The following is an 11850-nucleotide window of genomic DNA, read 5'->3' as shown; positions in this document are numbered from 1 at the left end:
CGGCCCCGGACGCTGCCGGGTCCGGCGGCGGACGGGCGGCGGGTGGTGACGAGCGACGACGCGCTGTTCGCGCCGGGGCTGCCCGGGTCCGTGCTGGTGGTCGGCGGCGGGGCGATCGGCGTCGAGTACGCCTCGTTCCATCGGTCGATGGGGGCCGAGGTCACCCTGGTGGAGGCCGCGGACCGGCTGGTTCCGCTGGAGGACGCGGAGGTGTCCCGGCATCTGGTCCGGGGGCTGCGGAAGCGGGGCATCCGGGTGGAGGCGGGGGCACGGCTGCTGGAGTGGTCGGTGATGGAGGCGGGGGTGCGGGCCGTCGTGCGGACCTCCCGGGGCGAGAGCGTCGCGGTGGCGGCCGAGCGGCTGCTGGTCGCGGTCGGCCGGGAGCCGGTGACGGAGGGACTGGGGCTCGCGGCGGCGGGGCTGGCCACGGACGGGCGGGGCCATGTGGTGCCCGCCGACTGGTCGCGGCTGGAGGCGGCGGTGCCGGGCATCCACGTGGTGGGCGACCTGCTGCCGCCGCCATCGCCGGGACTCGCCCACGCCTCGTTCGCCGAGGGGCTGTTGGTCGCGGAGACGCTGGCCGGGCTGCGTACCTCCCCGGTCGACTACGCCACCGTTCCCCGGGTCACGTACTCCTCGCCGCAGACGGCCGCGGTGGGGCTGACCGAGGCGCAGGCCCGGGACGCGGGACACGACGTGGTGGTGAACTCCCTGCCGCTGACCGCCGTCGCCAAGGGCATGGTGCACGGCAGGGGCGGGCTGGTGAAGGTGGTGGCGGAGCGGGCGGGCCGGGTGCTCGGTGTGCATCTGGTCGGCCCGCAGGTCTCGGAGATGATCGCGGAGAGTCAGCTCGTGGTCGGCTGGGACGCGGAGCCCGCCGATGTCGCCCAGCACATCCATCCGCACCCGACGCTCTCCGAAGCGGTCGGCGAGGCGTTCCTGACGCTGGCCGGGCGCGGGCTGCACCAGCAGCACTGACCGGAGGGCTCAGGCGGGCGGGTGGGCGGGGCCGGGCGGCGGCAGCTCGGGCGGGTGAGCGGACGGCCGGGGCGCGGACGCGGGCGGCGGAAGTTCGGGCGGGCGGTGGGCCGGGGCGGTGAGGCGGAAGCTCATCCGTCCGAAGCTCACCTGATCCCCGTCCCGCACCGGGATGGAGCCGACGAGCCGTTGGCCGTTGACGCAGGTGCCGTTGGTGGAGCTGAGGTCGCGCAGCACCCAACGGCCGTTCCGCGCGGAGAGCTCGGCGTGCAGCCGGGAGACCGTCTCGTGGTTGAGGCGCAGACCGTTGGCCGGGTCGCGGCCGATGAGCAGCGGGTAGGGGCCGGGCGCCGGGAGCAGCAGCTTGGGGAGCCGCTCGGTCTGCCAGGCGCGGCGCAGCCGCCCGGGGAAGGCGGAGATCCCGCCCACCGCACGGACCAGTCCCTGGGACCATCCGCTGCCGGCCTCCAGGTCGGAGGTGAGGGCCGCCAGCTCCTCCGGGCGCCGGGCGACGAGGGCGAGCTCCATGCGCCGCATGAACGTGTCGTGCGACAGCTTTCCCTGTGCGGCACCGTCTCTGAGCACGCCGAGGACACGGTCGCGCTGGGCGTCCGAAAGCCGCGCGGGACCCGTGTGGAACTCGAAGGAGGACGTCACGTCGACGATTGTCGGGCCGAGGGGCCCGGGGTGTCCAGACGAGGCCGTGTTTCGTCCCGCGCTGACCTGCGCCGCTCCCCGGCGCGGCCCGTTGCTGGGGTCTGCCGCTCATCCGCCACGAGGGGACTCCGCGACCTGGTGTCCGGTGGTCTCGCGATGGTCGTCTGGGTCAGCCCGCGCAAGCACCGCACGCCCGAGAACCGGCGCCGGGCGCGCGAGCGCAAGGCCGCCCACCGCCGTCAGGCCGCGCTCCGCAAGCGCCGCGAGGCGCTGCAGCGCCGGAGCCGCCGCCCGGAGTGAGGGGGCGGAGAAAGGGGCGCGTCCCGGAACGCACCGAAAAAAACCGGTGGACGGCGGGCGCGGGGGCGGCTACGGTCGGCACCGACATCGGAACCGGTCGCGGAAGGAGGCGAGACACGTGCGCAGGAACATCCGCACCACCATCCGCAGTACGTCACTTTCGCGCTCCCGCCCCGTCCGCCGGGCGGTGTCGGACCTCGTCTGACCGGGAGCGCGGCATTCCGTCCCGGAGGACACTTTCATGACCGATCCGGTCATCCGCGCGCTCACCCCGAGCGACGCCGCACTCTTCACCACGTTCGAGGACAGCCCCCACGTCGGCCGGGCCGCCTTCGGCCACGCGTACACCTCGACGGCCGACGGCGGCGAGTACCGCCCCGACTGGTCCTGGGTCGCCCTGCGCGACAACACCGTGATCGCCAGGGCCGCCTGGTGGGGCGGGCCCGACGACACCGAGCCCGTCGTGCTCAACTGGTTCGACTTCGCGGACGGGGAGGCGGGGGCGGGCGCCGAACTCCTGCGCCGCGCGCCGTTCGACAAGGAGTACGAGCTGATCGCGCCCGCCGGCTGGCGGGACGACCCGGCGGTGCGGACCGCCGTCGAAGCGCGGGTCGCCGCCGCGACGGCGGCCGGCATGAAGCCGCTGGTCGAGCGCTACCGCTATCGGTGGACCCCCGACTGCCCACTGCCCGAGCGGACGGGCCGGCTCACCTTCCGTCCGGAGCCGGACGACGCCGTGATCCTCGACGTCCTGCGCCGGGTCCACTCCGTCACGCTGGACGCTCACGCCCGTAAGGCGATCGAGGGCCCCGGAGGTCTGGAGGCGGCGGCGCAGGAGGAGTTGGACTTCTTCCACTGGTGCCCCTCACCGCGGGAGTGGTGGCAGCTCGCGTACACGCCGGACGGCGAGGTGGCGGGCATTCAGGTGCCCGCGCACAACCCGTCGGGGCCGTGCGTCGGATTCATCGGGGTCGTCCCCGAGGCGCGCGGGCACGGCTACGGCTACGACCTGCTGGTGGAGTGCACGCGCTTCCTGGTCGAGCGGGGCGCCGAGTTCGTCGCGGGTGCGACGGACCAGGGGAACGCGCCGATGGCCGCCGCGTTCGCCCGCGCCGGGTACCCGGTCACCCAGGAATGGGTCCATCTGGCGTGAGGGCCCCGGCCTCCTCGGCCAGCCACTCCAGGCGGAGGCGCTGCTCGGCGGGGATCGTCGCGTCCTCGCCGCGCGGCCCCACGTTGAGCAGGACCCTCCCGCCGTCGGCCGCCGTGTCGCGGACCAGTGAGGTGAGGGCCTCGCGGCCGATGAAGGCATCGGCCCCCGAGGCCCGGTTGTAGCCGAAGCTGTGGTCGACGCCCCGGGTGATCTCGTACGGGTCGGAGCCCTCGTAGCGGGCGTACTCCGGGGTGCGGAAGTCGAAGACGGGCGGTGTGCGCGGGACGAAGCCCTCGCCCTGCGCCACCGTCCGGCGGTCCCACCAGTTGTACAGCGCCTTCGCTCCCGGCAGGTTCAGGCCCCGCCAGTGCGGGGCGTAGGGCAGCAGGCGGTCGTTGACGACACCGTGCGGGACGGTGAAGCGGTAGAAGTCGACCAGTGAGCGGATCTCGCCGGCGGAGGCGGGCCAGGCGATGTCGTTCCAGAGGATGTCGGGCCGGTAGCGGCGGATCAGCTCCCGCAGCTGCGCGTCGGCGTAGGCGGGATAGCTGCCGCGCGGTACGGCGGAGAACATGTCGGCGGCGGTGCCGATGGGCCGGTCGTCGAAGGTCCAGTCGAGCCCGCCGGAGTAGTAGACGCCGAAGCGCAGGCCCTCGGCCCGTACGGCTTCGGCGAACTCGCCCACCACGTCCCGGGCGGTGTGCCAGCCGGAGCGGTGCGGGTTCTTCGTCTCCGAGGGCCAGAGGCAGAACCCGTCGTGGTGCTTGGTGACCAGGACCGCGTATCCGGCCCCCGCCTCCCGGAACGCGCGGGCCCAGGCGGCCGGGTCCCAGCCGGCGAGCCCGTCCTCGAAGTCGCGGCCGAAGGCCGTGTAGGGGCGGGTGCCGTAGGTGGTGCGGTGGTGGGCGGCGACCGGGGAGCCGGGGAAGCGGAGCGCGTTCTCGTACCACTCCGCGTACGAGGTCCAGCCCAGGGGCGCGCGCCGGCCCGCCGCCGGGAGTTCGGCGGCGGGGACGTAGGGCGGGGCCCAGCCGGGAACGGATGCGGGAGTCCAGTGAACGAAGATCCCCAGTTGGGCCCGGGACCACCATGAAGCGACCATGGCGGGAAGTATCGATCACTCGGGGGGCGTGGCGTAAGCCCTTTCGACCGCCGGATTCCGGTTCTGCGTCTTCTGCGCCCGGATCAGGTCCCGGTACCAGGCGTAGGACCGCTTGGGCGTACGGGTCAGCGTCTCGTAGTCGATGTGGACCAGGCCGAACCGCTGCGAGGCGCCCTCCGTCCACTCGATGTTGTCGGTGAGCGACCAGGTGAAGTAGCCGCGTACGTCCACCCCGGCGTCCATCGCCGCGCGCAGGGCGGTCAGATGGCTCTCCAGGTAGGCGATGCGGCGGTCGTCCGCGTGGGGCTCCTCCAGGGCGCAGCCGTTCTCGGTGATGTACAGCGGCGGGAGGCGGTCGCCGTAGCGGGTGTGGAGCGCGGTGACGATCTCGGTCAGCCCCTCGGGGACGACGGGCCAGCCGAAACCGGTTTTCTCGTATCCCTCGATCTCCCTTATGCCGAAGGGGAGTCCGGCGGGCATCGTGAAGCCGGAGAAGGTGGCCGGCGCCTCGGGCCCGGGCGCTCCGACGAGCGTGGGGTTGTAGTAGTTGACGCCGTACCAGTCGAGCGGGGTCGAGATGACCTTGAGGTCGTCGGCGACCGGGCCCGGCATCAGGGCGGCGAGGTTCTCGTCCGGATAGCGGCCGGTGAGGACCGGGTCGGCGAAGAGCCAGTTGGTGAGCGTGTCGTACAGCTCCGCGCCGAGGCGGTCCTCGTCGGTGTCCCCGGCGGTCCAGACCGGGGCGTGCGAGAGCGCGACGCCGATGTTGTCCGCGCCCGCCGCGCGCAGGGCGCGGACGGCGAGGCCGTGGGCGAGGAGCTGGTGGTGGGCGGCGGGCAGGGCGTCGAAGAGGAGGGTGCGGCCGGGGGCGTGCTCGCCCAGCGCGTAGCCGAGCATCGTGACCTCGGCCGGCTCGTTGACCGTGATCCACATGGGGACGCGGTCGGCGAGGCGTTCGGCGACGATGCCCGCGTACTCCGCGAAGCGGTAGGCGGTGTCCCGGTCGAGCCAGCCGCCCGCCTCCTCCAGCGGGAGCGGGGTGTCCCAGTGGTAGAGGGTCGGGGCGGGGGTGACGCCGTGGGCGCAGAGCTCGTCGACGAGCCGGTCGTAGAAGTCGAGCCCGTCGGCGTTGACGGCTCCGCTGCCGCCGGGCACCACGCGGGGCCAGCTGACGGAGAACCGGAAGGCGTCGGCGCCGAGACCGGCCAGCAGGGCGACGTCCTCGCGGTAGCGGGCGTGGAAGCCGGTGCCCAGGGTGGTGTCGGCGCCGTCCTTGATGCGGCCGGGCAGCGCGGCGAAGGCGTCCCAGCCGGAGGGGCCCTTGCCGTCCGCGTCCACCGCCCCCTCGGTCTGGAAGGCGGAGGCGGAGGCTCCCCAGAGGAAGCCGGGAGGGAACATCGGCAGGGTCATCGCGGCCTCCAGCAGCCGTACGTATGAGCAGAACCAGTACGTGTGAGCAGAACCTGTATGAGCGGAACCTCGCCGGGCAATGATCAGGACCAGACCTTAATCGCCGGTGGCGGGCGGCAACAGAGCCTGTCGCGTGGATCGTGGAGCCCGCCCGCGGGCGGCCGCGCGCCCCGCCCAGGGACGAGGAGTGGTGGATGCAGTTCGAGGTGTGGGCCCCCGAGGCGGACTCGGTCGTGCTGGAGGCGGCGGACGTCCGGTGCCCGATGGAGCGCGATGCGGGACGCGAGGGGTGGTGGACGGCCGAGGCGGAGGCCTCGGACGGGGACCGCTACGGGTTCCGGCTGGACGGAGGCCCCCTGCTCCCGGACCCCCGTTCGCGGCGTCAGCCGGACGGCCCCGACGGGCCGAGCGCGGTCGTCGACCAGGAGGCGTACGCCTGGCGCGAGTCGTGGGCGGGGCGGCGGCTGAACCGCGCGGTGCTGTACGAGCTGCACGTGGGGACGTACACCGCCGAGGGCACCTTCGACGCGGCGGCGGCCCGGCTGGGCCATCTGGCCGAGCTGGGCGTCACCCATGTGTCGCTGATGCCCGTCTGCCCGTTCCCGGGCGTCAACGGCTGGGGGTACGAGGGCGTCTCGCTGTGGGCGGTGCACGAACCGTACGGCGGACCCGAGGGACTGAAGCGCTTTGTCGACACGGCGCACGGGCTGGGGCTCGGGGTGGTCCTGGACGTCGTCCACAACCACCTGGGCCCGTCCGGGAACCACCTGCCCGCCTTCGGTCCGTACTTCACCGACTCCCACCACACCCCGTGGGGCGCGGCGGTCAACCTGGACGCTCCGGGCTCCGACGAAGTGCGGGCGTTCCTGCTGGGCAGCGCCCTGTCCTGGCTGCGCGACTACCGGCTCGACGGGCTGCGGCTCGACGCGGTGCACGCGCTGGCCGACACCCGGGCGCTGACCTTCCTGGAGGAGTTGTCGGCGGCGGTCGACGCGCTGGCCGTGGAGGTGGGCAGGCCGCTCGGGCTGATCGCCGAGTCCGACCTGTGCGACCCGCGCACCACGGCCCCGCGTCCGACCGGCGGCCTCGGCCTGCACGCCCAGTGGAACGACGACTTCCACCACGCCCTGCACACCGCGCTCACCGGCGAGTCCCAGGGCTACTACGCCGACTTCGCCCGCGCCCCGCTCGCCGCCCTCGCGAAGACGGTGACGTCCGGGTTCTTCCACAACGGGACCTACTCCAGCTTCCGGGGCCGCACCCACGGCCGACCGGTCGACGTGACGCGCACCCCGGCCCACCGCTTCGTGGGCTACGCGCAGACGCACGACCAGATCGGCAACCGGGCGCTCGGCGACCGGCTGGCCGCCTCGCTGTCCCCCGGACTCCAGGCGTGCGCCGCCGCCCTCGTGCTGACCGGCCCCTTCACCCCGATGCTGTTCATGGGCGAGGAGTGGGGGGCGCGGACCCCCTGGCAGTTCTTCACCGACCACACGGACCCGGAGCTGGCCGAGGCCGTACGCGCGGGCAGACGGCGGGAGTTCGGCGCGCACGGCTGGGCCGAGGAGGAGATCCCCGACCCCCAGGACCCCGCGACCCGGGACCGTTCCTGCCTCGACTGGGCCGAGCCGGAACGCGAACCGCACGCACGGCTGCTCGCCTGGTACCGCGAACTGATCGCGTTGCGGCGCACGTTGCCCGATCTACACGATCCCGACCTGGCCTCGGTGAAGACGGCGTTCGACGAGGACGCGCGCTGGCTGGCGTACCGCAGGGGCGATCTGCGGATCGCGGTGAACCTCGCGGACAAGCCGGCCGCCGTTCCGCTGGGATCCGGCCGCCACCGCCGGTCCGGTGGGCGGGTGTTGGCGGCCTGGGAGCCGGTGGAGGCCCCGGGCGCGGACGGGGTACTGCGTCTGCCGCCGGAGTCGTGCGTGGTGCTGGCCGACGACTGAGCTTCCCCGATCGCCGTCAACGTGCTTGCCTTCGCGTGGACTTCACCTCGTAGCCTCCGCGACAGCGCCCGCCCTCCGCCCTGCCCGTACGGCGTCCCGCACCGCTTCCGTGACCGGGAGCCGCGCGACGACCGGGCCGAGGGGAGGCTGCCGCGGGGCCGTCTACTCGACGACGGCCAGTTCGCGGGCGGTGGTGTTGAGCCGCCGCCCGCCATCCTCGGTGACCGCGACGATGTCCTCGATCCGGACGCCGAAGCGGCCCGGGAGGTAGATGCCCGGCTCCACGGAGAAGCACATGCCGGGCACCAGCGGCTGCTCCTCGCCCTCGATCATGTAGGGCGGCTCGTGGGTGGTGACGCCGATGCCGTGGCCGGTGCGGTGGATGAACCGTTCGCCGTAGCCGAATTCGGTGATCACCGCGCGGGCGGCCCGGTCGATCTCCTGGCAGGCGACGCCGGGCCGGACGGCGGCGCAGCCCGCCTGCTGGGCCTCGCGGACGATGTCGTGGACCCGCTGCTCCTCGGCGGTGGGCTCGCCGACGTGGACGGTACGCGAGGTGTCGGAGCCGTAGCCGTGCTTGAGGCCGCCGAAGTCGAGGACGACCATGTCGCCGCGCTCGATGGTGCGGGTCCCCGCCTCGTGGTGCGGGTTGGCCCCGTTCGGGCCGGACCCGACGACGGTGAAGTCGACCTGGGAGTGACCGAACTCGCGGAGCAGCGCGGCCAGATCGGTGGCCACGTCGACCTCCCGGCGGCCGGAGAAGCGCACCTTGAGGATCTCCTCGTACGTGGCGTCGGCGGCGGCCCCCGCGGCGGTGAGCCGTTCCAGCTCGGCGGCGTCCTTCACCGCGCGGAGCATCGGGAGCGCCTCGGTGAGCGCGGTGTAGGAGGTACCCGGCAGCTCCCGCTGCAGGCCGAGCAGGTGCATCGCCCAGGCGTTGTCGCTGACGCCGAAGCGGCCCTCGGCGTCCAGCAGCGGGGCGGTCACCGCGTACGGGTCCTTGCCGTCGGTCCAGTCCCGCAGGGTGAGGGCGGGCGCCCCGGTGGCGGCCGCCGCGTCGGGGGCCTCCAGGGTCGGGACCACCAGGACCGGGTCCTGGCCGGCCCGCAGCACGAGGAGCGTGAGGCGTTCGGTGCTGACGGGGCGGTAGCCGGTGAGGTGGACGAGGTCGGGGCCCGGCGCGACGATCACCCCGGCGAGCCCGGCCTCGGCGGCGGACTCGGCGGCGCGCGCCATCCGGGCCCGGTAGTCGTCGGCGGTGAAGGGCGGCGGGGCGGGCTGGTGGGCGGACGAGCTCGGGGTGGACATCAAGACCTCCTGGCAGTGCGACACGGCACACAGCATCCTGCCCGCCCGGCGGGGCGTGCGCGACCGGCTTGCCGAAGTGTGCCGGGCGTCGGGAGCGCCCCGGCGGGCCGGTGCCGGCGCCCGGCGCGTCAGAGGCGCACGATCAGGTCCGCCCGGCCCCGGCTCCGCTCGACCAGCCGGGCGTTCGCCTCGTCGGACCGGGCCACCCACTCCTGCGCGTAGGGCCGGGGCCTGCCGTGACGGACATGGCGGTCGACGAGCCGGCGCACCCGGGCCTCCGGGTCGACGTCCAGGAACCACACCTCGTCCAGCAGGGCGCGTACCGGGGCCCATGGTCCTTCGTCGAGCAGCAGGTAGTTCCCCTCGGTGACGACGAGCGGGACGTCCGGCGGGACCGGCAGCGAACCCGCGACCGGCTCCTCCAGCGACCGGTCGAAGGCCGGGGCGTAGACCGCGCGCAGCGGGTCCGGTGCACGAAGCCGCCGCAGCAGGGCCGCGTACCCCGCCGCGTCGAAGGTGTCGGGTGCGCCTTTGCGGCCGGCGCGGCCGAGGCGCTCCAGCTCGGCGGCGGCGAGGTGGAAGCCGTCCATCGGGACGAGGGCCGCGCGTCCGTCCAGGGCCGCGACCAGCCGTTCCGCCAGGGTGGACTTCCCGGCCCCGGGCGGGCCCGCGATCCCCAGCACCCGTCGTCCGCCGGTGTGCGCGAGGGCGCGGGCCCGGTCCGTCAGCGCGGTGCGGCCACCGGTGGTCGTGCCGTCCAGGATGTCCACGTCCATGTCCATGCCGGGCATTGTGCGGGGGCCGGGCCCGGAAGCGTTAGTGTTACGTATAACTTGACCCGTGCGGTACCCGTTCAGCCCCTGTGCGGTACCGGTTCAGTACCCGTGGAAGGGCCCCGCCATGTCCCACATCGCCCTGGTCACCCTCGTTGTCCGCGACTACGACGAAGCGCTCGCGTTCTACCGCGACGCGCTCGGCTTCGAGCTGGTGGAGGACACCGACCGGGGCGACGGCACCCGCTGGTTGGTGGTGCGCCCGCACGGGTCCGCGCCCGGCACGGGGCTGCTGCTGGCCCGTGCGAAGGACGAGGTCCAGAGCAGGGCGGTGGGGGCGCAGACGGGCGGCCGGGTCGGCTTCTTCCTGCACACCGAGGACTTCGCGGCCGACCACGCCCGGATGACGGCGGCCGGGGTGCGGTTCCTGGAGGAGCCCCGGCACGAGGCGTACGGTTCGGTCGCGGTCTTCGAGGACCTCTACGGCAACCGCTGGGACCTGCTCCAGCCGGCCGTCTGACCCGCTCGCCCCCGGCGCCGCCCTCTCACGGGGTGAACCCGTCCCGGCCCTCCAGGTAGGCCAGCACCGCGAGGACGCGGCGGTGGACGGTGCCGTCGTCCGGTTCCAGGCCGAGCTTGGCGAAGATCGAGCCGATGTGCTTGCTCACCGCCCTTTCGGAGACGGTGAGTTCGGCGGCGATGGTGGCATTCGCCTTGCCCTGCGCCATGTGTTCCAGGACTTCGCGCTCGCGGGCGGTGAGGCTCTGGAGCGGGCCCGCCGACGATGTGCGGGTGAGGAGCTGGGTGACGACCTCCGGGTCGAGCGCGGTGCCGCCCGCCGCCACCCGGTCCAGGGCCTCCAGGAACTGCTCGACCCGGCCCACCCGGTCCTTGAGCAGGTAGCCGATGCCCCGGGCGCCCCGGGCGAGCAGCTCGGCGGCGTACGTCTCCTCGACGTACTGCGAGAGGACCAGGATCGGCAGGCCGGGCAGTTCGGCGCGGGCGGCGAGCGCGGCCCGCAGCCCCTCGTCGCGGAAGGTGGGCGGCAGCCGTACGTCCAGGACGGCGACGTCCGGGCGGTGTTCGAGCAGGGCGGGCAGGATCTCCGGGCCGGCCGCCGCGTCGGCGACCACCTCGTGTCCGGAGCTGGTGAGCAGGAGGACGAGGCCCTCGCGCAGGAGGGCGTTGTCCTCGGCGATCACGATCCGCACGGCAGCTCCACTTCGATGTCCGTCGGCCCCCCGGCGGGGCTGCTGACGCGGGTGGTGCCGTCCAGTGCGGCGACCCGCCGCCGGATGCCCACCAGCCCGCTGCCGGCGCGTTCGTCCGCGCCGCCGTGACCATCGTCGCCGATGGTCACCCGCAGGACGCCGGGGGGCCGGTCGACGCGGACCCGGGCGACGGTGGCGCCGCTGTGCTTGCTGATGTTGGTGAGCGCCTCGGCGACCACGAAGTAGGCGGCGGCCTCGATCGCGGCGGGCAGCCGCCGCCCGTCCTCCACCCCGCCCAGGTCCGCCGTGACGGGTACGGCGACATCGGCGGCCAACGCCCGTACCGCACCGGCCAGTCCACGGTCGGTGAGGACCGGCGGGTGGATGCCGCGCACCACGTGACGCAGCTCGGCGAGCGCGGCTTCGGCCCCGTCCTGCGCCTCGTCCAGGCGGGCCCGCGCGGCGGCCGGATCGCGGTCGAGGAGCTGCTTGGCGAGCCCGATCCGCATCGACAGGGCGACGATCCTGGCCTGGGCGCCGTCGTGCAGGTCCCGCTCGATGCGCCGCAGTTCGGCCCCGTGCGCGGCGACCGCGCCGGCCCGGCTCTCGGTGAGGTGGGCGATCCGCTCGGTGAGTTCGGCGGCGGGCGGCGGGGCGAGCAGGGCCATGGTCCAGCCCGCCGAGAGGTCGGCCAGCACCGGGTGCCAGCGCAGTGCCCAGCCCGGCCGTTCGGGCGGCTCGATGCCGTACTCGTCGGCCCGCCGCCGGTCCACCAGCCCCACGACGGACAGCGCGACGCCGTCCACCAGCAGGGCGACGGGCCAGAGGATCATCGTGAGGTAGCCGAGCCCCATGCCGAAGAGTGTCTGGAGGGGCAGCCAGAGAGCGAGCCGCCAGGTGGTCCGGTCGGTGAGCGTCCGCCGGACCCGTTCGGGCAATTCGCCGCCGCCCAACGGCGGATACGACGCGGGGCGGTGCCCCGGCCCGAGCCGGGCCGCCGCCC

General features: G+C 74.2%; 12 protein-coding genes. 5 read left to right on the top strand and 7 right to left on the bottom strand.

Annotation, left to right across the window (positions count from 1 at the left end; genetic code table 11):
- On the top strand, positions 1-978 hold a 978-nt coding region (locus CR470_RS29675), incomplete at its 5' end, for an FAD-dependent oxidoreductase (protein ID WP_097870579.1).
- Positions 979-987: 9 nt separating this feature from the next.
- Here CR470_RS29675 and CR470_RS29670 read toward each other — a convergent pair.
- Positions 988-1635, bottom strand: a complete 648-nt coding sequence (locus CR470_RS29670) for a DUF1707 and FHA domain-containing protein (protein WP_097870577.1) — start codon at positions 1633-1635, stop codon at positions 988-990.
- A gap of 138 nt (positions 1636-1773) precedes the next feature.
- On the opposite strand from CR470_RS29670, the gene CR470_RS39790 reads away from it, so the two are divergent.
- Together CR470_RS39790 and CR470_RS29665 are read left to right on the top strand one after the other, a co-directional pair.
- The gene (locus tag CR470_RS39790; RefSeq protein ID WP_179892409.1) at positions 1774-1935 is read left to right on the top strand and encodes a hypothetical protein; all 162 of its coding nucleotides are present in this window, start codon (positions 1774-1776) and stop codon (positions 1933-1935) included.
- A 241-nt stretch (positions 1936-2176) separates the two neighbouring features.
- A complete protein-coding gene (locus CR470_RS29665; protein ID WP_097870576.1) occupies positions 2177-3088 on the top strand; it encodes a GNAT family N-acetyltransferase in 912 nt (303 codons plus the stop codon).
- Here the strand turns inward: CR470_RS29665 and CR470_RS29660 are convergent.
- Together CR470_RS29660 and CR470_RS29655 are read right to left on the bottom strand one after the other, a co-directional pair.
- Entirely contained in the window at positions 3060-4190 is a 1131-nt protein-coding gene (locus CR470_RS29660) for an alpha-L-fucosidase (RefSeq protein ID WP_097870575.1), read from the bottom strand. The two genes, CR470_RS29665 and CR470_RS29660, sit on opposite strands and share 29 nt — an antisense overlap.
- A gap of 15 nt (positions 4191-4205) precedes the next feature.
- On the bottom strand, positions 4206-5600 hold the full coding sequence (locus CR470_RS29655) for a GH1 family beta-glucosidase (protein ID WP_097870574.1): 1395 nt from the start codon (positions 5598-5600) through the stop codon (positions 4206-4208).
- A 194-nt stretch (positions 5601-5794) separates the two neighbouring features.
- Between CR470_RS29655 and treZ the strand changes: the two genes are divergently transcribed.
- Positions 5795-7555: a malto-oligosyltrehalose trehalohydrolase gene (gene treZ, locus CR470_RS29650; protein ID WP_097870573.1), complete on the top strand. Its 1761-nt coding sequence runs from the start codon at positions 5795-5797 to the stop codon at positions 7553-7555.
- A 162-nt stretch (positions 7556-7717) separates the two neighbouring features.
- Here the strand turns inward: treZ and CR470_RS29645 are convergent, their stop codons facing one another.
- Together CR470_RS29645 and CR470_RS29640 are read right to left on the bottom strand one after the other, a co-directional pair.
- Complete coding sequence (locus CR470_RS29645; RefSeq protein ID WP_097870572.1) at positions 7718-8863, bottom strand: aminopeptidase P family protein; 1146 nt, start codon at positions 8861-8863, stop codon at positions 7718-7720.
- Positions 8864-8991: 128 nt separating this feature from the next.
- A complete protein-coding gene (locus CR470_RS29640) occupies positions 8992-9645 on the bottom strand; it encodes a nucleoside/nucleotide kinase family protein (protein ID WP_097870578.1) in 654 nt (217 codons plus the stop codon).
- 118 nt (positions 9646-9763) lie between these two features.
- Between CR470_RS29640 and CR470_RS29635 the strand changes: the two genes are divergently transcribed.
- On the top strand, positions 9764-10156 hold the full coding sequence (locus CR470_RS29635) for a VOC family protein (RefSeq protein WP_097870571.1): 393 nt from the start codon (positions 9764-9766) through the stop codon (positions 10154-10156).
- Positions 10157-10181: 25 nt separating this feature from the next.
- On the opposite strand, the gene CR470_RS29630 is transcribed toward CR470_RS29635, so the two are convergent.
- Both CR470_RS29630 and CR470_RS29625 read right to left on the bottom strand, forming a co-directional pair.
- Positions 10182-10847: a LuxR C-terminal-related transcriptional regulator gene (locus CR470_RS29630; protein ID WP_097870570.1), complete on the bottom strand. Its 666-nt coding sequence runs from the start codon at positions 10845-10847 to the stop codon at positions 10182-10184.
- Positions 10835-11850 (bottom strand): sensor histidine kinase (locus CR470_RS29625; RefSeq protein WP_097870569.1); only part of this gene is annotated, 1016 nt, incomplete at its 5' end. The genes CR470_RS29625 and CR470_RS29630, both read right to left, overlap by 13 nt.

It is taken from the genome of Streptomyces sp. rh34, assembly GCF_002551245.1.
GTDB lineage: Bacteria > Actinomycetota > Actinomycetes > Streptomycetales > Streptomycetaceae > Streptomyces.
The sequence above is the reverse complement of the archived record's forward strand: the minus strand, read 5'-3'. Positions and strand labels throughout refer to the sequence as shown.